The sequence below is a fragment of the Azospirillum isscasi genome (assembly GCF_030849505.1).
GTDB classification, from domain to species: domain Bacteria; phylum Pseudomonadota; class Alphaproteobacteria; order Azospirillales; family Azospirillaceae; genus Azospirillum; species Azospirillum isscasi.
The window spans coordinates 1-20,137 of the sequence record NZ_JAUJFI010000053.1 but is presented as its reverse complement, the minus strand read 5'-3'; the positions used below and the strand labels follow the sequence as shown (position 1 = coordinate 20,137).

The window sequence follows — 20,137 nt, the reverse complement described above, 5'->3', positions numbered from 1 at the left end:
CTACCGCGCCCGCCACGCCTGCGTCCGGCGCTGCAAGGCCCAGGACAGGACCGCGTGCAGGACGCGCACCCCGGCGGAGGTGTAGACGATCATCATCGCCATGGCGGCGGCGCCCGCCACCTCCCCGGCGTCGTCCATGTTCAGGACGGCGACCGACGCGGGCTTGGTGTCCGGGGAATAGAGGAAAACCACCGCCGACACGGTCGTCATCGCGTTGACGAACAGATAGATGGCGATGTCCAGGATGGCCGGCAGGCACAGCGGCACCGTCACCCGCCAGAAGGTCGTCCAGACCGGCACCTTCAGGCTGGCCGACACCGCCTCGAACTCGCGGTCGAGCTGCTTCAGGGCGGTGGCGGCGGTCAGGTGGCCGACCGTGTAGAAATGCACGACGGTGGACAGCACCAGGATCGCCATGCCGTGGTACAGCCCGCCCAGCGGGTTCCAGGGCGCGTTGAAGAAGAAGATGTAGGCCAGCCCCAGCACCATCCCCGGCACGGCCAACGGCACGATCGCCATCAGCCGCACCACGCCGGCCAGCACCGGCGCCGCCGGGCTGCGCTCCACCAGCCACGCGCCGGTGAAAACCAGCACCGTGCCGGCGGCGGCCGTCCATGCGGCCATGCGGATGCTGTTGGCGTAGCTGGCCCAGCCCGCGCTGTCGAAGGCCGCGAAGTCGTAGTTCGCCAGGGTCAGCGTCAGGTTGTAGGGCCACAGCGTGACCAGCGAGGCGAAGGCGGCCATGCCCAGCATCCCCGCCAGGACGGCGGCCACCAGCCCGCAGAAGGCCAGCGCCAGCCCGTCGCCCAGCGGGCGCCGCCGGGGCCGGTAGGGGACGGAGCGGGCGGACAGCAGCGCCATCTGCCGGCGCTGGCCGATCCAGTCGGCGGCGAAGGCCAGCACGGCGGGCACCAGAAGCACCATGCCGACCACCGCGCCGACGCCGAAATTCTGCTGCCCGACCACCTGCTTGTACACGTCGGTGGCGAGCACGTTGTAGGAGCCGCCGATCACCTTCGGCACGCCGAAGTCGGTGACGACCAGCGTGAAGACCACGAACAGGGCGGAAATCAGCCCGTACCGCGCGCCGGGCAGGGTGATGGTCAGGAAACGGCGCCAGGGGCGGGCGCCCAGCGCCTCCGCGGCCTCGTACAGGCGGGCGTCGGCGCCGGACAGGGCGACGGTCAGGATCATCACGGCGTGCGGGAAGGTGTAGAAGACCTCGCCCATCACGATGCCGATGGGGCCGTAGATGCTGTGCCCCATCAGCAGGTCGCGCAGGAACCCCTTGTTGCCGAACAGATAGACCAGCGCGATGGCCGGCAGCAGCGACGGCGCCAGGATGGGGATCTGCGCCAGCAGCTTGAACAGCGCCTTTCCCGGCATGCGCGTGCGGGTGATCGCGAAGGCGTAGGCGAAGGCCAGCGTGACCGTGATCGCCGTGCTGATCAGCGCCACCGTGACGCTGTTGGCGACGGAGGTCAGCAGCGACGGCGTGTTCAGGAAGGCCGCGAAATTGGCGAGGCCGACGAAGGCGTCGTTCCGGTCGTAGAGGCTGCGCAGGAACAGCGTCCCCAGCGGCAGCACCACGAAGACCAGCAGGAGGACGGCGACGGCGGCCAGCCCGCCGCCGAGCAGCCGGGCCTCCCCGCGCTCCACCGGGCGGGCGGGGGGGCGGGCGGCGTTCAGAGTGACGGCGCTCATGCGGACACCGATTCGAAGACGCGCAGCCGGTCGCGGGGCAGGGACACCGGCAGGCTGCGCCCGGCGCCGAGACCGAGATCGCGCACGAGGTTGGCCGAGAAGTCGGCGGTCAGGTGCAGGCCGTCCAGCCCCTCCGCCAGCAGGCGGGCGCGGTGGAAGGCGCCCAGGAACTCGATGGATTCGATGGTCGCCGCCACCGTGTTGCCGCCGTTGGGCGCACGCACCTGCACGTCCTCGGGCCGCAGGCAGACGGTGACCGGCGTGCCGGGGCGCAATTCCGCCTCGCAGTCGAGGTCCAGGGCGCCCAGCCGCACGCGGCCATGCTCCGCCGCCACGCCGGGCAGGAAATTCATGGAGCCGACGAAATCGGCGACGAAGCGGCTGGCCGGGCTGCGGTAGATCGCGTCCGGGGACCCCACCTGCTCGATGACGCCGTGGTTCATCACGACGATGCGGTCGGCCATGGTCAGCGCCTCCTCCTGGTCGTGGGTGACCATGATGGTGGTGATGCCCAGCCGCCGGTGCAGGTCGCGGATCTGCTGACGCAGATGGACGCGCACCCGCGCGTCGAGCGCCGACAGCGGCTCGTCCAGGAGCAGCAGGCCCGGCGACGGCGCCAGGGCGCGGGCCAGCGCGATGCGCTGCTGCTGCCCGCCGGAAAGCTGCGCCGGGTATTTGCCCGCCACGTCCGGCAGACCGACGAGGTGGAGCAGTTCCGCCACCCGCGCCCGCTCGGCCTCGCGGCGGAGCTTCAGGCCGTAGGCGATGTTCTTGTGGACGGTCAGGTTCGGGAACAGCGCGTAGGACTGAAAGACGATGCCGTAATCCCGCGCCGCCGGAGGCAGCCGCGACACGTCGCGCCCGTCCAGCGCGACCCGCCCGGAATCCTGCGGGTCCAGCCCGGCGATCACGCGCAGCAGGGTGGTCTTGCCGCAGCCCGAGGGGCCCAGGAAGCAGACGAACTCCCCCCGCCGGATGTCGAGCGACACGCCCTTCAGCGCGGTGAAGGCGCCATAATTCTTGACGATGGATTCGAGACGGAGATAGGGCGTGGCGGTCATGACGCATCCCTCGCGCTGGGGAAGGAGGGGGCCGGCGCGCCGGCCCCCGTTCACAGGGTCGGCTTACTTCTTCGGCTCGGACTTGGCGTCGTAGCGCTTGCTCCACTCCGCCAGGATGGCGTCGCGGTGCTCGGCAGCCCAACGGAAGTCGTTGGTCTTGATCATCGCCGCCTCGGCGTCCTTGGGATAATTGGGCGTGTCCTTGGTGACGCCCGGATGCGCCGTGACCTGATAGAAGTTCACGTACAGCTCGTTCGCCTTGCGGGTCGCCGCCCAGTCGGCCAGCTTCTGCGCGGCTTCCAGGTTTTTGGTGCCTTTGACGATGGCGGTCGCCTCCATCTCCCAGCCGGCCCCTTCGGAGGCCAGGATCACGTCGATGGGCGCGCCCTTGGTCTTCTGCTGGGCGCCGGTGTATTCGATGGAGATGCCGATGGGATATTCGCCCGCCGCGGCCATCTTGCAGGGCTTGGAGCCGGAGTGGGTGTAGACGGCGATGTTCCGGTCCAGCCGGTCCATGTAGGCCCAGCCCGCCGGCTCGCCCATCGTCTGGAGCCAGCCGGACACCGACAGGAAGCCGGTGCCGGAGGAGGCCGGATTCGGCATGACGATCTGGCCCTCGTATTCCGGCTTCGCCAGATCGGCCCAGGAGGTCGGCTTCGGCAGCTTCTTCTTCTCCGCCTCGACCGTGTTGAAGCAGATGGCGCCCATCCAGGCGTCCATGCCGACCCAGGCGGGCGGGGTCTTGGCGTCGCGGAAGGCGGCCTTCAGGGCGCCGGCCTCCTTCGGGGCGTAGGGCAGCAGCATGCCCTGGGCGTCCAGGATCATCAGGCTGGACGCCGCCACCCCCCAGATCACGTCGGCCTGCGGGTTGTCCTTCTCGGCCAGCAGCTTGGCGGTGATGATGCCGGTGGAATCGCGGACCCAGCGGATTTCCACGCCGGGGTTGTCGGCTTCGAACGCCTTCCTGTAGGGATCGAGCTGCTCGTTCTCCAGCGCGGTGTAGACGGTCAGCCTGGTCGTGGTGGCGGCTTCGGCGGACCCGGCGGCGAGGGTCAGCAGGGCGGCGGCGCCCAGAAGGGCCGATCGAAAGGTCATGCGGTGTGCTCCCGTTGTCCAATCTCTTGGATGCGGGGGCCGGCGCTGTGCCGAAGCCCCGTACGGGAATGGCTTGTATCCCCGAAGCCGGCGGGCGACCCGTTAAGCTTTGGTTACACGCCGGGGAGCCCCGCCGCGTCGCACACCACCCGGTTCCGGCCACCGTTCTTCGCGCGGTACAGCGCCGCGTCCGCCCGCGCCAGCACGGCGCTCACCGCCTCCTCGTCGGGCCGCAGCGCGCTGACCCCGATGCTGACCGTGAAGGTGAGGGCGGAGCCGGCACCGGCGCCGTTGGCGATCCGCACGTCGGTTTCGGCCAGCGTCCGGCGCAGCCGCTCGGCCAGCAGAGCCGCCCCCTGCGGTGGCGTTTCGGGCAGCAGGATGGCGAACTCCTCGCCGCCCAGGCGGCCCAGGACGTCCACGCCGCGCACCATCGAGCGGCAGACGCGCACGACCGTGCGGATCGCCTCGTCGCCGGTGGCGTGGCCGTGGGTGTCGTTGACCTTCTTGAAGTGGTCGATGTCCAGCATGATGGCCGACAGGGGCCGGCTGTTCCGCCGGGCCCGCGCCACCTCCTCCGCGGCCCGGGCCATGAACCGGCCGCGGTTCAGCGCCCCGGTCAGCGAGTCGGTGGTGGCGAGGCGCTCCAGCTGGCGCTGCATGTCGACCACGCGGGAAGCGGCAAGCAGCCGGGCGCGCAGCCAGGTCAGGTCCAGCGGCTTGCGGAGGAACTCGTCGGCCCCATTCTCCACGACCTCGAAGAATTGGTTCGTGATGCTGCCGGGGATCATCAACATCAGATAGAGGTGCCGCTCCTTCTGCGCCGCGCGCAGGTGCCAGCAGACCTCCACCCCCTCCATGGCGCCGACGCGGAAATCGACGAGCGCGATGTCGATGGGTTCGTCGCGGCTGCGGGCCAGCGCCTCCTGGCCGCTTTCGGCGAAGACCGTCTGATGGCCGAAGCTTTCGAGCTGCTGGCACAGCACGGTCCGCGCCATGCGTGAATCGTCCACCACCAGAATCCGCATGCGGCCTCCACGACCAATGCCCCCAAAGCGGATTGCGATCCGCTTTGGACCGCGACGGCGGTCCCGGTCGCCCATGCGACCGAAGCCCGCCGGCGAATGAGGCGATATGAGTCTATAGCGAACGGACGTTCGCTATAGAACAGCACAAAGCCTTGAAGGAAGCGTTACAGCCGTATGGATTTCCGGATGGAATCCGTTTCCGCCGGCCTGCCGCCGGGCATGCGGGACGCCCGGCGCCGGTTTCCCCGGTTTCCCCGAGGGCGGCTGGTTACGGCGGGGGCCGGTCGGCCCACCGCGTTTCAGCCCACCGCGTTTCAGCCCACCGCGTTGAAGTCGTCCAGCAGGGCGGCGATGCGTCCGCTGTCGCTCTGGTCCATGATGACGCGGGCGCGGCGGGTGGCCTCCTGAAGGTCCAGCTTGCGGATGCGCCGCTTCACCAGGGGAATGGCCGGCGGCACCATCGACAGGTCGCGCACGCCCAGCCCCAGCAACAGCGCCGTGTAGCGCGAATCGCCGGCGATCTCGCCGCAGACCGACACCGGGATGCGGGCGCGCAGCGCCGCCTCGATGGTGAACTGGATCAGGCGGAGAACCGCCGGGTGCAGCGGGTCGTAGAGCGAGGCGACCTGCTCGTCGCCGCGGTCGATGGCCAGCGTGTACTGCGTCAGGTCGTTGGTGCCGATGGAGAAGAAATCGGCGGCGTAGGCCAGCGCGTCGGCGGACAGGGCCGCCCCCGGCACCTCCACCATCACCCCAACCGGCGGCAGCGGATCGGCGATGGGGACGCCGCGGCGGCGCAGGCGGCGGGCCACCTGGCCCATCATCTCGCGCACGCGCTGCACCTCCGCGACCGAACAGATCATCGGCAGCAGGATGCGCAGCGGCCCATGGACGCCCGCCCGCAGCATGGCGGCGAGCTGCGTCTCCAGAAGCTTCGGCTCGCGCAGGCCCAGACGGACGGCGCGCAGGCCCAGCGCCGGGTTCGCCGGCTCGCCGTAGCGGCCCGCCATCCAGCCGGCCAGCTTCTCCCCGCCGACATCCATGGTGCGGGCGGTGACGGTGCGCCCGCCCATGCCCTCCACGATGGAGCGCAGGACGGTGTATTGCTCGTCCTCGTCCGGCAGATGGTCGCGGTTCATGAACAGGAATTCGGTCCGCAGCAGCCCGATGCCCTGCGCCCCGTTCTCCAGCGCGTGGTCGAGGTCGCGCGGCAGCTCCAGATTGGCCTGGAGCGTGACGGCGGTGTTGTCGCGGGTGACCGCGGGCAGCTTGCGCAGGCCCTTCAACTGCTCGCGTTCGCGCTCCCGCTCGGCGCGGCGCTCGCGGTAGTCGTCCAGCACGTCGGGGGCGGGGTCGATGATGACGCGGCCCTGCACGCCGTCCACGATCACCGTGATCCCGTTCTTCAGCCCGGACAGCAGCCCGCCCACGCCCAGCACCGCCGGAATGCCCAGCGAGCGCGCCATGATCGCCGTGTGCCCCTCCGCCCCGCCGAGCACGGTGGCGAAACCGGCGACGCGGCGCGGGTCGAGCAGGGCGGTGTCCGCCGGGGTCAGCTCCTCCGCCAGGATCACCGCGCCGGGGTTCAGCATGGAGAAGGCCTGATACTCGTGCCGCATCAGGTTGCGGATCAGCCGCCGCCCGACCTCGCGCACGTCGGCGATGCGCCCGGCGAGGTAGCTGTCCTCCATGCCCGCGAAGGTCTGGGCGATGGTGGCGATCTCGGCCTGGACCGCGGCCTCGGCGTTGACCAGCTCCTGCTGGATGCGGCGCTCCACGCCGCGCGTCAGGCGGGAGTTGGTGACCATCGCCAGATGGGCGTCCAGAAGGAAGCCGATCTCCTCCGACGCCGAACCGGGGAGGACCAGCGCCTTGGACTTCAGCTTGCGGATCTGTCGGCGCGCCTTGCCGCAGGCGTCGGCGAAGCGCGCGGCCTCGGCCTCCACCTGATCGGCGGTCAGCGTGTATTCGGGAACGCGGACGGAGCCGCTCTCCACGACATGGGCCGGGCCGATGGCAATGCCGGGCGAAACGCCCAGCCCGCGCAGCGACCGCCCCTGGCCGGCGGCCGGAACGTCAGTCTTCATCGAACTTGCGGGTGATCAGATCCACGAGCGCCGCCATCGCCTCCTCGGCCTGGTTGCCATAGGCGTACAGCTCCACCGAGGTGCCGGGGCCGGCGGCCAGCATCATCAGGCCCATGATGGATTCGCCCGACACCTGCGTCTCGCCGCGCCGCACCTCGATCTCGCAGTCGAAGGTGGCGACCAGCTTCACGAACTTCGCCGCCGCGCGGGCGTGCAGGCCGCGCTGGTTGGAAATGGTGACGGTCTGGCAGATTTCGGGGTTTCGCTCGGGGTTGTGGCCGCCGATGCCGGGGGCGCCCTGGGCGGGCGCCTTCTCGTCTGGAGAGCTCATGCGGGTTACCCGTCCGACAGCAGGGAGGAAGCGACGTTGATGTATTTCTGCCCGGCCTCCCGCGCGGCGGCCACGGCGTGGGTCAGCGTCTCCTGGCGCCGCACGCTGGCCAGCTTGATGAGCATCGGCAGGTTCACGCCGGCGATCACCTCCACCTTCGCCTTGTCCATGATGGAAATGGCGAGGTTGGACGGCGTTCCGCCGAACATGTCGGTCAGCACCACGACGCCGGACCCGTCGTCCACGTCGGCAACGGAGTTCAGAATGTCCTGACGGCGCTGCTCCATGTCGTCGTCTGGGCCGATGCACACGGCCCGCACCTGCTGCTGCTTACCCACCACATGCTCCAGCGCGGCGATGAACTCTTCCGCGAGGCGCCCGTGGGTTACCAGAACCATACCGATCATGGGACATCCTTCAATTCTGGAGCCTCCCCCGAAGCCACATTCTTATTGCGGCACTTATGAACGATCCCTTATCCGGACCAATCCGGACCCGGCCTGCTCCCTGGCCGGTGGTCAGCCGGCCCGTGGGGCCTGCCGTTCCAACTCCCGATGGCTGAGCCCGACCTTCAGCCCCAGCCCGCCCAGCCACGCGGACAGCCGTTCGGCGACGAACACGGACCGGTGCTTGCCGCCCGTGCAGCCGACCGCGATGGTCAGGTAGCTCTTGCCCTCCTGGTTGTAGCGCGGCAGAAGCGGCTGCAACAGGTCCGTCAGATGACGGAAGAATTCGGCGAAATCCGGGTCGCCCTCCACCCGCGCCGCCACGCGGGGGTCCAATCCCGTCAGCGGGCGCAGTTCCGGATCATAATGGGGATTCGTCAGGAAGCGTACGTCGAACACGAGGTCCGCCTCGCGAGGCAACCCCAACCGGAAGGAAAAGGAGGTGACGAAGACCTGAAGCGCCGCCTGGGTCCCGATCTGGAAATTGCCGGCCAGGATGCGGCGCAGGTCGTGGATCGACAATTGCGTGGTGTCGATGGTCACGTCGGCCTGCTGCTTCAGCGGGAACAGCATGGCGCGTTCCAACTGGATGCCGTCCGGCACCGGGCGGTCGATGGCCAGCGGGTGACGGCGGCGCGTCTCGGTGAAGCGGCGCTGCAGCGTCTCGTCCCCGCAATCCAGGAAGACCAGGCGCACGTCCAGCTCGGCATGCGCCTTCAGCTCCTCGACCTCCTCCAGCATGGCGTGGGCGGAAAAGTCGCGGGTGCGGCTGTCGATGACCAGGGCCAGCGGGCGCTTGCGCGGATCGGCCTGCTCCAGAAGCGCCGGCACCAGCGAGAGGCGCAGGTTGTCCACCGCCTCGTAACCCAGATCCTCCAGCGCCTTCAGCGCGATGGACATGCCGGCCCCGGACATGCCGGTGACGAGCACGAGCTGGCCGCGCTGGCCCGCGGGCGGTTCCGGAATCCGGTCGTCGGGAGAGGGCGAAGGGGAACGGGGAGGGGTCATGGCAGGTCCGGTACCTTTCCCAGTGAGCCGTCCCGCGCGGCGGCCGCGGCCAGCTTCAGCTTGGCCGGCGTCGAGGCGTCGAAGGGACAGAGGGCGAGGCGGGGCACCGCCTGGTCGAGAAGGTCGGCGGCGTCCTCGCCGGGCAGGCGTTCCACGGCGTCGCGCGGCACGAGATCGACGACCAGCCCGACCTCGGCCTCCGCGGCGGCGGGGATGGGCATGATGCCGACGCCCCGCACCTCCAGCAGGCCGGCCAGCGCCGCCGGCGCCCTTGCCATCAGGCGGCCCTGGTCCACGCGAAGCTCCACCCGGTCGTCCGCAACCAACAGCGCTCCCGCGTCGATCATCCGCAAGGCCAGATCGGATTTGCCACTTCCCGACGGTCCCCGCAGCAGCACGCCGACGGGCGTTTCTCCCCGGTTGCCGCCGTCACCATTGCCGCCATTCCATGCGCCGACCAGGACGCAGGTGCCGTGAATCGTTACCATGATCCCGCGAAGGTGAGGCGTGCCGCCGGTTCTGTCAATGGGATGCCGAGAATGCGCTCTTTCCGCGCCCGAGAGGCTCCGAATGCGCCGCTGCCGCCGCCTTTGGCGCGCGGTTTCCGCCGGCCGGCCGGGGATCTCAGCCGTTGGCGTCGCTTCCCACGGTCAGGCCGCCGGCAGCCAGGCCGATCCGCAGGTCGGGCCGGGCGGTGCGGCGGATGTCCGCCAACTCGCGCGCCAGCGCGTCGCGCCGCCGGATCATCTCGTCCAGATCGTCCAGTTCCGCCGCCTCCTGGCAGGCGGTGCGGAAATCCTTCTCGCGGGCCAGCCGGGTCAGCAGGTGGGTGTAGCTGTCGGCGATGGTCGCCAGATGCCGCTGGGCGCCCTGGAGCGCAACCGCCAGTTGGGTCCGCTCGTTGGCCGACGCGCGCATCATCCGCGCCAGTTCACCCTGCTGGACGCTGGCGTCGTTGATGAGGCGGGCCAGCCGGTAGCGGCGGAAATCGATGACCTTGGCCGAAACCGCGACGGCTTCGGTGCTCTGGCGCGGCGCGATCGGCTTGGTGTCGGACATGGCCCCCTCTTCCGGTTGGTGACGTCCGGTTGTCGAAAGGCCAGCCGTCGCGGGCGCGGGAGTGACCAGGGTTGAGCATCCGCCGCCCCCACGACTTTGTCCATACATCTTTTCTCTAATTGCAACTATGCCGCATCCGCTCTGCGGAGCGGCCACGCGGAACGGTCTCAGGGCCGGGGCAACCGTACGGTGAACACGGCGCCCGCCGTCTCGCCGCCGGAGCCGGGGCGGTTGGCGGCCCGGATGGTGCCGCCGTGGGCCTCCACGATCTGCTTGGAAATCGACAGGCCGAGCCCGGAATGGGTGCCGAACTTCTCCCCCGCGGGCCGCTCGGTGTAGAAGCGTTCGAAGATCGCCTCCTCCTTGCCTTCGGGAATGCCGGGGCCGTCGTCGCTGACCGTCACCTCCACCGCACCGTCCGGCGTGCGCCGGGCCGCCAGCCGGACCTGCCCGCCGGGCGGCGAGAAGGAAAGGGCGTTGGCGATCAGGTTCTGGAACACCTGGGTCAGCCGTCCTTCCAGCCCCTTCACGGTCAGGGACCCGCCCCGCGGCGGCTCGATGACGACCTGGGGAGGCGTCTCCGCCCCGTCCTCCATGTCGTCCTCCGCGGTGGTGCGGTGGATGTCCGCCAGCGTGCTGAGCATCGCGCCGATGTCCACCGGCTCCAGGGCGGCGCGGGACAGTTCCGCGTCCAGGCGCGAGGCGTTGGAGATGTCGCTGATGAGCCGGTCCAGCCGCTGCACGTCGTCGGCGATGATCGCCATCAGCTTGTCGCGGCGGGCCGGGTCCTGGATGCGGCTGACCGTTTCCACGGCGCTGCGCAGCGAGGTCAGCGGGTTCTTGATCTCGTGGGCGACGTCGGCGGCGAAGCGCTCGATGGCGTCCATGCGCGCCCACAGCGCCGCCGTCATGTCGCGCAGCACGCCGGACAGCTCGCCGATCTCGTCGCCGCGTCCGGTGAAGTCGGGGATTTCCGTGTGGCGGCCATGGCCGGTGCGCAGCCGGTCGGCGGCCTGGGCCAGCTTGCGGATGGGCCGGGCGATGGTGCCGGCCAGATAGAGGGACATCAGCACCGTGACCAGCAGCGCCACCGCGAAGACGCGCAGGATGTCGGTGCGGACGGACCGGATGGCCTCGTCGATCACCGTGCCGCTGCGCGACAGCAGCACCGCCCCCAGCACCTCCTTGTAGCGCTGGACCGGCACGGCGACCGTCAGCAGCAGGTTGGAGCGGGCGACCGGCGAGGCCAGACGCCACACCGTCGCGCTGTTCTCCCCGGCCAGGGCGCGCTCGACGTTGACCGGCGGGGGGGAGTCCGACTCGGCGGCGTGGCCCGGTGGCTCGCGGTAGAGCGGCAGGTTCTCCCGGCTCGGCACGACGTCGATGAAGCGGGCGTAGAACTCGTTGACCGCGCGGGACACCGGGTCCCCGGACGGCGGCAGCGGCAGCTCCTGGATCTCGATCCGGCCGGGGGAGCCGGTCAGCACCCGGCTGTCCGACAGCAGCCGCCCGTCCGGGCCGTACAGCCGGGTGTGCGTCTCCGTCGCCAGCGCCAGCCGGCGGATCATCTGGCGCCCCAGCTCCGGCGACAGCTCGTAGCTTTCCTGGCCCTGCTCGGGCTCCTCCGCGGCGCGCTGCACGGCGCCCTCGCCAAGCGCCGAGGCGAAGATGCGCGCTTCCGTCTCCAGCGCGTCCAGCTCCGCCTGGACCAGCCGGTCCTGGTAGCGGCCAAGATAGAGCAGGGCGCCGACCAGCAGCAGCAGCGCCAGCACGTTGACGGCGAGAATCCGCAGGGTCAGCGGCGACGGCACGCCGCGCACCCGGCGCCAGGCCGTGGCCCGGTCCGGCACGCGGGGCGTGACGGGCGGGCGGACGGCGCGGTCCGGGTCGCCGGCCTTACTCCTTGTATCGGTAACCGACGCCATAGAGCGTTTCGATCTGCGCAAAGTCGGAATCGATGGCCTTGAACTTCTTGCGGAGCCGCTTGATGTGGCTGTCGATGGTGCGGTCGTCCACATAGACGTTCTCGCCATAGGCGGCGTCCATGAGCTGGTCGCGGCTCTTCACATGGCCGGGGCGCTGGGCCAGCGCCCTCACCAGAAGGAATTCGGTCACCGTAAGGTCGATGGGCTGGCCCTTCCAGGTGCAGGCATGGCGGGCGCCGTCCATGACCAGCGGGCCGCGGGTCAGCAGCACGCCCGGCTCCGGCGCCGTCTTGTCGCGGGTCGCCGCCTCGCGGCGCAGCAGGGTGCGGATGCGCTCCACCAGCAGGCGCTGCGAGAAGGGCTTCTTGATGTAGTCGTCCGCGCCCATGCGCAGGCCCATCAACTCGTCCACTTCGTCGTCCTTGCTGGTCAGGAAGATGACCGGCAGGTGGCTGGTCTGGCGCAGGCGCTGCAGCAGCTCCAGCCCGTCCATCCGCGGCATCTTGATGTCCAGCACGGCAAGGTCCGGCGGGCGCTGGGTCAGGCCGCGCAGCGCCTCGGCGCCGTCGGTGTAGGTGCGCACCTCGAACCCCTCCGCCTCCAGCGCCATGGCGACGGAGGTCAGGATGTTCCGGTCGTCGTCCACCAGCGCTACGGTGTGAGACATGTCGTTCGCGTTCCCAATCACACGCTCCGGCACCGGCCACCAATGTCCGCGGAAGGGCGGGCCGTTTCCTTCGCTTACCACGGAAGAATGGTTTCGACTTATTTCGAAATGCGGGCTCACCTGTTCTCCACGCCGCCGATTTGGCGGCGCAAAGGCATGAAAAGCCAACTTTTCGCTTTTCCCAACCTATTTTTCTGGGCCAATATGGCACCAATGCGGCGCCGGGGAAACGGTGCCGCGCGGGAGAACGCATTCGTTTCAGGGCATGAGTTCCGACGAGTCCCCCATCGGTCCGACCCCATCGGGGCCGGGCGCCGCGGAGTCATCCGACGCCGGCGGCCAAACGGGAGGTGCCGCAAGGCGCCTGATGCGTGCGGTTGGCCTGGCGGCACTGTCCACCGCCCTGCGCGGGGACGGCGGTCAGGGCGCGGCGTGCGGCGGCTGGCCTTATCCCTCGCTGGTCCAGGTGGCCTTCGATCTGGACGGAACGCCGCTCCTTCTTCTCTCCACCCTTGCCGACCACACGAAGAACATCGCGCGGGACCCGCGCGTCGGCCTGCTGTTCGACGGAACGGCGGGGCTGGCGGAACCGCTGTCCGGGCCGCGACTGTCCGTTCTCGGGCGGGCGGAGCGCTCCGACGAACCGCGCCACCGCGCCCGTTTCCTGGCGCGCCATCCCGGTGCCGCGCTCTACGCCGGGTTCGGCGATTTCGGCATCTACGCCGTGTCGGTGAAGCGCGCCCATCTGGTGGCCGGATTCGGGCGGGTGGCATGGCTCGACCGGGCCGATCTTCTGCTGCCCGGCGTTCCCGCCGCGCTGGCCGGGGCCGAGGCCGCCATCCTGAGCCACATGAACGCCGACCACGCCGACGCCTTGCGGCTTTACGCCACGGTTCTGGCCAAACGCCGCCCCGAAGGCGCTGAAGACTGGATCATGACCGGCATCGACCCCGACGGCTGCGACCTGCGCCGCAGCGGCGAAATGGCGCGGGTTGATTTCGATCACAGCGTGGAAAACCCCGAAGACGCTAGGGTCACTCTCGCCGGGCTCGCCCGGCAGGCCCGCCGGAGCGCACCCGGCGTGGCCGATGGCGAAAGTGACTCGAACGATCGTGACGGCTAACCCCGACGCCGCGGCAAGCGGCGCGCAAAAAGCGCAACCAGGAGAAAACGTCAGTGGACCATAACGGACCGACCCGTTGCCGTTTTGGGTTTGTGGCCTTGGGGCCACCCCTCTCTTGCCAGTCAGGACATCGGACGCGCCCGGGGGGCGTGTCGGGATGACCGCGGTCCGGCCTTCGGGCCGGGCTGCGGTGGTGTGAGCCGGCGGAAAGACACCGCTACCGAACGACGACGGCTTTCGACAAGGGCCGAAAAGGCCAGCCGTCTGGACCTCCGGGCGCCGGACCCCGACTGAACGGGGCGGCGGACCCGGAGACGAGTGAGAGGCAAAGGATGACCGGAACGACGCGCACGCGGAACAAGAAGCTCCTGGCTTGGGTCGAGGAGATCGCGAACAAATGCAAGCCCGAGCGGGTTCACTGGTGTGACGGATCGCAGGAGGAATACGACCGCCTGTGCGCCGAGATGGTGGAATCGGGCACCTTCATCAAGCTGAACGAGGCCAAGCGCCCGAACTCCTTCCTCTGCCGCTCCGATCCGGGCGACGTCGCGCGCGTCGAGGACCGGACCTTCATCTGCTCCGAGCGTAAGGAAGACGCCGGCCCGACCAACAACTGGGTCGCTCCGGCGGAGATGAAGGCGAAGCTGGACGGGCTGTTCGACGGCTGCATGCGCGGCCGCACCCTGTATGTGGTGCCCTTCAGCATGGGTCCGCTGGGCTCCGACATCGCGCACATCGGCGTGCAGCTCTCCGACAGCCCCTATGTCGCGGTGAACATGCGCCTGATGACCCGCATGGGCCAGAAGGTGCTGGACATCCTGGGCGACGGCGATTTCGTGCCCTGCCTGCACTCCATCGGCGCGCCGCTGGAGCCCGGCCAGAAGGACGTGGCCTGGCCCTGCAACGCCGAGCACAAGTACATCGTCCATTTCCCCGCCGATCACTCGATCGTCTCCTTCGGCTCGGGCTACGGCGGCAACGCCCTGCTCGGCAAGAAGTGCTTCGCGCTGCGCATCGCCTCCTCCATGGGCCGCGAGCAGGGCTGGCTGGCCGAGCACATGCTGATTCTGGGCGTCGAAAGCCCGGAGGGCGAGAAGACCTATGTCGGCGCCGCCTTCCCGTCGGCCTGCGGCAAGACCAACTTCGCCATGCTGGTTCCCCCGGCGGAATTCGAAGGTTGGAAGGTCCGCACCATCGGCGACGACATCGCCTGGGTGAAGCCGCAGCCGGACGGCACGCTGCGCGCCATCAACCCGGAGGCCGGCTTCTTCGGCGTGGCGCCGGGCACCAGCCTGAAGTCGAACCCGAACGCGCTGAAGACGCTGCACGCCAACGTCATCTTCACCAACGTCGCGCTGACCGACGATGGCGACGTGTGGTGGGAGGGTCTGACCGACGAGCCGCCGGCGCACCTGATCGACTGGCAGGGCAACGACTGGACCCCGGCTTCGGGCCGTCCCGCCGCGCACCCGAACTCGCGCTTCACCGCCCCGGCGGACCAGTGCCCGTCGATCGATCCGGCCTGGGAAGACCCCGCGGGCGTTCCGATCTCCGCCTTCATCTTCGGCGGCCGCCTGTCCAAGACCTTCCCGCTGGTGTTCGAGTCCTACAACTGGCGTGAGGGCGTGTACTGGGCCGCGACCATGGGCTCGGAGGCGACCGCCGCCGCCGTTGGGCAGGCCGCCATCCGCCGCGACCCCTTCGCCATGCTGCCCTTCTGCGGCTACAACATGGCCGACTATTGGAATCATTGGCTGGCGATGGAAGGCAAGGTGGAGAACCTGCCGCGCATCTACCGCGTCAACTGGTTCCGCAAGGACGAGAACGGCAAGTTCGTCTGGCCGGGCTTCGGCGACAACATGCGCGTCCTGCGCTGGATCGTCGACCGCGTCCGCGGCCGTGCGGCGGAGCCGGCGGAAAGCCCGTTCGGCTACATGCCCCGCTACCAGGACCTGAACTGGGCCGGGCTGGACTTCGCCGAGGACAAGTTCCGGAAGATCATGGACATCGACCGGAAGGAAGCCGAGGCCGAGGCCAAGGACCAGGAGGAGCTGTTCAACCGCTTCGGCAGCCACCTGCCGGACGAGATCGAACAGCAGCGCGTGGCGCTCCTGAAGCGTCTGGAAAACGCTCCGGACACGTGGCGGATCGGCTGACGGCCGGGCTTGTTCCCGCGTCATCCTGTGCATAAGGGAGGGGCCGCCTTCGGGCGGCCCTTTCCTTTGCGGGCGCACCGGATCGGCGGAACGCTTTGCGGGTACTCCTTTCGTGACAGGACCCTTTGTCACGGCTAGGATCGCGTCCGGCGCCGAGAAGTTTACAAAAACTCAAGGGATTGCTGCGTCACTGTGCCGGCTGAACGCAGGCACGCCTGGATGACCGGTTTTTCCTCGGGGCAGGGCGGCCAAGACACTGAGAATGACGCTGGAGGACTGAAGACATGTTCGTGATGATCGGCTTCGGTGTCGTGGTGTTCAGCGTCTTCGGCGGGTATGTGCTGGGCGGCGGCCATATGGGCGTGCTGTGGATGCCCTTCGAGTTCATGATCATCCTGGGCTCCGCCGCCGGTGCGTTCCTGATCGCCAATCCAAAAGCGGTCGTCACACACACAGGCAAGGAACTCGGCCACCTGTTCAAAGGGCCGAAATACAAGAAAGAGGATTTCCTCGAACTTCTCACCATGATGTATCAGGTCTTCAAGATCGCGAAGACCAAGGGCCTGCTCGCCCTAGAACAACACATCGAGAAACCAGAGGATTCACCACTTTTCCAGCAGTTTCCAAAATTCTACGGTGACCATCACGCCATCGCCTTCCTCTGTACCTATCTCCGCCTGATGTCGCTCGGCGCCGACAACCCGCACGAGCTGGTGGATTTGATGGACGAGGATATCGAGACCATGCACCACGAGCACCAGCGGATCGCCGACGCCATCCAGGCGGTCGCGGACGCCGTGCCGGCGCTGGGCATCGTGGCGGCGGTGCTGGGCGTGATTCACACCATGGGGTCGATCACCGAGCCGCCGGAGGTTCTGGGCAAGCTGATCGGCGGCGCGCTGGTCGGCACCTTCACCGGCATTCTCGTGGCGTACGGCTTCCTGGCGCCCATCGCCAGCGGCCTGAAGAACATCTATCACGCCGAAGGCAAATACTATCAGGCGATGAAGATCGGTCTGATCGCGCATCTGTCCGGCTACGCACCGGCCATCTCCGTGGAATACTCGCGAAACGTGCTGGAACCCGAATACAGGCCGAGCTTCGCACAGCTCGAAGAGGCCACCTCGGCTCTGCCGCCCGCCTGACGCCGGACCCCGTCCCATGCCGTCTCCCATCCCGTCCGAAGGTGCCGTCACCATCCTGTGGAACGAAGGGACGGTGGGGGAGTGGGCGTCCTTCTTCGCCCGCATTCCCCGCTCCACCCTGCCGCAGTGCTTCGCCTACGCCGGCGCCATGGGGCGCACCCACGGCTTCGTGCCGCGGCTCGGCCTGATCCGGCGGGACGGCGCGCCCATCGGCCTCGTGCAGCTTCTGGAACGCCGGATGTTCCGTCTGTTCCACCAGCGCCAGATCCACCGCGGCCCCCTGTGGCTCGACGGGGTGGAGCCGGACCTGGCGACCCAGGAGGCGGCTTTCCGTCTGCTGCGCCGGGCCTGTCCCGACAATCCCCTGAACCGCGCCAGCCTGCTTCCAGAACTCGCCGCCGGTCCCGAGGCGGACGGGATGCTGCGCCGCTGCGGCTTCCGCCGCTTCGGCCCCGGTTACCGGACGGTCTGGCTGGATCTCTCCCGCGGCGAGGAGGAACTGCGCGCTGCGATGGCCCGTGATTGGCGCCAGCGGCTGAAGGGGGCGGAGAAGGCCGGTCTGGTCATCGACCTGGACTGGGAGGCCAAGAACCTGCCCTGGCTGATGAAGCAGGAGCATGAGCAGGCCCTGACCAAGCAGTTCCGCCCGATGACCGGCGCGCTGGCCGTGCGCATCCGCAACGCTCTGGTGAAGGGCGGGGCCGGGAAGGGCGACGGGGTGCTGATGGCCGCCGCACTGGAAGGCCGTTCCAACGATGCCCGTTCCAAGGATGCCAAGCCGGCGGCGAGCGCTCTCTTCTACATCCATGGCGGCTCGGCCACCTACCAGATCGGCTGGTCCAGCGATTCGGGGCGCAAGAGCGGAGCGATGCGGCTGGTGTTGTGGCGGGCGGCGCTGGCGCTCAAGGCGCGTGGCGTGGGCTGGCTCGATCTGGGCGGCATCAACCCGGACAGCGCGCCGGGCGTCACGGAGTTCAAGCTGGGAACCGGCGGGCAGGCAGTGGAGAGCGTCGGCCTTTATCGTTGAGAGAGGGACCGTTGAAACACGGAGCCGACTGTCTCATCCTGACCGTGAGTTGAGGGAGCATGCCATGGCCGACGACGACGTCATGAAACCGGAAGAGGCGCAACTGGCCATTGCCAAGGCGGCCCAGATGAAGCCGCAGGTCCAGGCCATGCGCGACCGTCTCCGCAAGATGGCGGACGACGACGAGAAGGGCATTCAGATTCTCGCCGACGCCATCCGCCGTTTTCTTCACCAGGAGTAGAACGCCGGCGCAAGGCGCTCCCTCAGCAGGTGGTCGCCTTCGTGCAGCCCTTGTCGTCGTGCGAACCCGGGGTGCGGGCGAGCTGAAGGCCGCTGCGCGCCTGTTCGAAGGTCTTCTCCAGCGAACGCACCGTCTGTTCGAAGGCTTGCAACTCGCGGCCTTCCAGCTTGTCGCCGGTGGGCAGGTCGATGCTCTTCGGGTTGATCTGCTGGCCGCCCTTCAGCACCTCGTAATGCAGGTGCGGGCCGGTGGACCGTCCGGTCGTGCCGACATAGCCGATGATGTCGCCCTGATCCACGCGGGCGCCCCGGCGCGTGCTCTTGGCGATACGGCTCAGATGGGCATAGGCCGTGGCGATCTGGGTGTTGTGGCGGATGCGGATGTAGTTGCCGTAGGCTCCGTTCGGCCCGACCTCCTCGACCACACCGCCGCCGGCGGCATAGATCGGCGTACCGGTCGGCGCGCCGAAGTCCATGCCCTTGTGCATCTTGCTGAAGCCCAGGATCGGGTGATGGCGCATGCCGAAACCCGACGTGATGCGGGCGCCGTCGATCGGCGTGCGCAGCAGAGCGCGGCGGATGCTTTCCCCGTCGCGGTTGTAATAGTCGATCCGGCCATCCCGGCTCTTGTGCCGGTAGATCGGGTATTCCTTGCCGCTCAGGACAAGGGCGGCGTAGAGCACGTCGCCCTCTCCGGCGTTCTTGCCGTCGGCGGTGACCAGACGCTCGTAAAGGACCTCGAACCGGTCGCCCGGTTGAAGGTCGCGCTGAAAGTCCACGTCATAGGAATAGTCGCGGATCAGCGCCATCATCACCGAAACCGGCACGCCCGCGGCGCTGCCCGCCTCGAACAGGCTCGACCGGATCACCGTCTGGGCGGCGACCGGCAGGCGGGTGACCGCCTTCTCCGATTCGCTGGAGGTGAAGTCGGCGTCGCCCTTGCGGGACACGGAGACGGAGCGCACCACGTCCGGGAGAAACTCCAGCCCGACGAAACGCTTGGTGCCGCCGCGGCGCGGCTCGAACAGGACGGTGACCTGCTGGCCGACCTGGAGCTTGCGCGGGTCGTAGACCTTGCGGAGCGCCGCGATGGCGTTGGTCGCCTCGTCCGCCGGGACGTCAGCCCCGGTCAGCATGTCCATCAGAGTGTCGCCGCGGCCGACCGAGAGGATGTGACGCTGCGCGGACGGAGACCGGTTGTCGTCCTCCTCGCTCGTGCCTTTGTTCGTATCCTTGGCGGCCCGCTCCGGCGGAGCCGTACGCCCACCCGCCGCGTAAGCGGGCTGTGTGGCCGTGTGGGAGAGGAGCCCCGCCAGACCAGCGGCAATCAGGGCGAGCGTGGGAAGGCCACCGAGCCTCGAACGCACCGTCATCCTCCTATGCTTCCTCACACGTTTCGGACCGTTGCAGGGACGGCCTGTCGTGCCGCCCAAGGAGCTACCACCTTCTATAAGCGACCATGCGCACCCTTTTTGTCACTGTCAACCCGATAGGGCTGATGCGGCAATCGGTTGGGCACGGCAGGCCGTCCTCCCGGACCGGGGCTTTGCTATTGCGGGCGCCCGGTTCGTTGGAGGGGTGGGACATACACCGATTCCAGCTTGGACTTCGGTGATAAGTCGATCCGTGAAGAATTTTTCATGCAAACGCAAAAAAGCGCTTGCGCCGATCGAGGGGGGACGCCTATAAACCGCTCCACCGACGCGGTGCCGCCGACAAGGGCGACAGCGACGGGTTAAAAATCGAAAGACAGTCAAGAACGGCGCTGAGCAGTCGGCGCTGTGTTGTTCGTCTCCAGGTTTCAACCACATCGGTACTGGCCCTGGCGGCCCACTCCTCTGAAAGGGGTCGGGCGCGGGGTGTTGCGGTCCTTCAGGGCCGCGGGATCATTGACATCGTTGATACCGTGTTGTGAGAAGGGATGCGCAGGCGGCGGCATGGACCGTTGGCCGCGGGTCGGTTCCGGAGGGGACCGGCATCGCGGGTCGCTTGAGCATCTCGGTCAAGCAGTAAGAGACTTCAGTTTCGAAAGCTT

The 20,137-nt window shown here is 68.6% G+C and carries 18 protein-coding genes; 5 read left to right on the top strand and 13 right to left on the bottom strand.

All coding sequences use genetic code 11. From position 1 onward, the window contains the following. The 12 genes from QSG27_RS12915 to QSG27_RS12860 form a co-directional block, all read right to left on the bottom strand. The gene (locus tag QSG27_RS12915) at positions 1-1,704 is read right to left on the bottom strand and encodes a putative 2-aminoethylphosphonate ABC transporter permease subunit (protein ID WP_306706730.1); all 1,704 of its coding nucleotides are present in this window, start codon (positions 1,702-1,704) and stop codon (positions 1-3) included. After that, entirely contained in the window at positions 1,701-2,765 is a 1,065-nt protein-coding gene (locus QSG27_RS12910; RefSeq protein WP_306706728.1) for a putative 2-aminoethylphosphonate ABC transporter ATP-binding protein, read from the bottom strand. The genes QSG27_RS12915 and QSG27_RS12910 overlap by 4 nt, the downstream gene beginning before the upstream one ends. A gap of 63 nt (positions 2,766-2,828) precedes the next feature. Continuing rightward, entirely contained in the window at positions 2,829-3,860 is a 1,032-nt protein-coding gene (locus tag QSG27_RS12905; protein ID WP_306706726.1) for a putative 2-aminoethylphosphonate ABC transporter substrate-binding protein, read from the bottom strand. Positions 3,861-3,973: 113 nt separating this feature from the next. Next, positions 3,974-4,888 carry a diguanylate cyclase gene (locus tag QSG27_RS12900; protein WP_306706724.1) on the bottom strand — a complete coding sequence of 305 codons (915 nt, stop codon included), beginning with the start codon at positions 4,886-4,888 and terminating at the stop codon, positions 3,974-3,976. Between the two features lie 314 nt (positions 4,889-5,202). Further along, the gene (gene ptsP / locus QSG27_RS12895; protein ID WP_306706723.1) at positions 5,203-6,975 is read right to left on the bottom strand and encodes a phosphoenolpyruvate--protein phosphotransferase; all 1,773 of its coding nucleotides are present in this window, start codon (positions 6,973-6,975) and stop codon (positions 5,203-5,205) included. Beyond that, on the bottom strand, positions 6,965-7,306 hold the full coding sequence (locus QSG27_RS12890; protein WP_306706721.1) for an HPr family phosphocarrier protein: 342 nt from the start codon (positions 7,304-7,306) through the stop codon (positions 6,965-6,967). The genes ptsP and QSG27_RS12890 overlap by 11 nt, the downstream gene beginning before the upstream one ends. 5 nt (positions 7,307-7,311) lie before the next feature. Beyond that, the gene (locus QSG27_RS12885) at positions 7,312-7,713 is read right to left on the bottom strand and encodes a PTS sugar transporter subunit IIA (protein WP_306706719.1); all 402 of its coding nucleotides are present in this window, start codon (positions 7,711-7,713) and stop codon (positions 7,312-7,314) included. Between the two features lie 111 nt (positions 7,714-7,824). Then, positions 7,825-8,760, bottom strand: a complete 936-nt coding sequence (gene rapZ, locus QSG27_RS12880; protein WP_306706717.1) for an RNase adapter RapZ — start codon at positions 8,758-8,760, stop codon at positions 7,825-7,827. Then, a complete protein-coding gene (locus QSG27_RS12875; RefSeq protein ID WP_306706715.1) occupies positions 8,757-9,248 on the bottom strand; it encodes an HPr kinase/phosphorylase in 492 nt (163 codons plus the stop codon). The genes rapZ and QSG27_RS12875 overlap by 4 nt, the downstream gene beginning before the upstream one ends. A gap of 136 nt (positions 9,249-9,384) precedes the next feature. Further along, positions 9,385-9,819 carry a hypothetical protein gene (locus tag QSG27_RS12870; RefSeq protein WP_306706713.1) on the bottom strand — a complete coding sequence of 145 codons (435 nt, stop codon included), beginning with the start codon at positions 9,817-9,819 and terminating at the stop codon, positions 9,385-9,387. Between the two features lie 167 nt (positions 9,820-9,986). Further along, positions 9,987-11,744, bottom strand: coding sequence for a stimulus-sensing domain-containing protein (locus tag QSG27_RS12865; protein WP_306706711.1), 1,758 nt, complete (start codon positions 11,742-11,744; stop codon positions 9,987-9,989). Next, entirely contained in the window at positions 11,716-12,411 is a 696-nt protein-coding gene (locus QSG27_RS12860; protein WP_306706709.1) for a response regulator transcription factor, read from the bottom strand. The genes QSG27_RS12865 and QSG27_RS12860 overlap by 29 nt, the downstream gene beginning before the upstream one ends. A 367-nt stretch (positions 12,412-12,778) precedes the next feature. Here QSG27_RS12860 and QSG27_RS12855 point away from each other — a divergent pair, with 367 nt between their 5' ends. From QSG27_RS12855 to QSG27_RS12835, 5 genes are all read left to right on the top strand, one after another. Then, entirely contained in the window at positions 12,779-13,534 is a 756-nt protein-coding gene (locus QSG27_RS12855) for a HugZ family pyridoxamine 5'-phosphate oxidase (RefSeq protein ID WP_306706707.1), read from the top strand. Between the two features lie 290 nt (positions 13,535-13,824). Continuing rightward, the gene (locus tag QSG27_RS12850; protein WP_306706745.1) at positions 13,825-15,690 is read left to right on the top strand and encodes a phosphoenolpyruvate carboxykinase (GTP); all 1,866 of its coding nucleotides are present in this window, start codon (positions 13,825-13,827) and stop codon (positions 15,688-15,690) included. Between the two features lie 284 nt (positions 15,691-15,974). Continuing rightward, complete coding sequence (motA, locus tag QSG27_RS12845; RefSeq protein WP_306706705.1) at positions 15,975-16,835, top strand: flagellar motor stator protein MotA; 861 nt, start codon at positions 15,975-15,977, stop codon at positions 16,833-16,835. Between the two features lie 16 nt (positions 16,836-16,851). Next, the gene (locus tag QSG27_RS12840) at positions 16,852-17,862 is read left to right on the top strand and encodes a lipid II:glycine glycyltransferase FemX (RefSeq protein WP_306706703.1); all 1,011 of its coding nucleotides are present in this window, start codon (positions 16,852-16,854) and stop codon (positions 17,860-17,862) included. Positions 17,863-17,926: 64 nt separating this feature from the next. Further along, the gene (locus QSG27_RS12835) at positions 17,927-18,103 is read left to right on the top strand and encodes a hypothetical protein (protein ID WP_306706701.1); all 177 of its coding nucleotides are present in this window, start codon (positions 17,927-17,929) and stop codon (positions 18,101-18,103) included. Between the two features lie 22 nt (positions 18,104-18,125). Here the strand turns inward: QSG27_RS12835 and QSG27_RS12830 are convergent, their stop codons facing one another. Next, positions 18,126-19,244, bottom strand: a complete 1,119-nt coding sequence (locus QSG27_RS12830; protein ID WP_306706699.1) for a M23 family metallopeptidase — start codon at positions 19,242-19,244, stop codon at positions 18,126-18,128. Between the last annotated feature and the right edge of the window lie 893 nt (positions 19,245-20,137).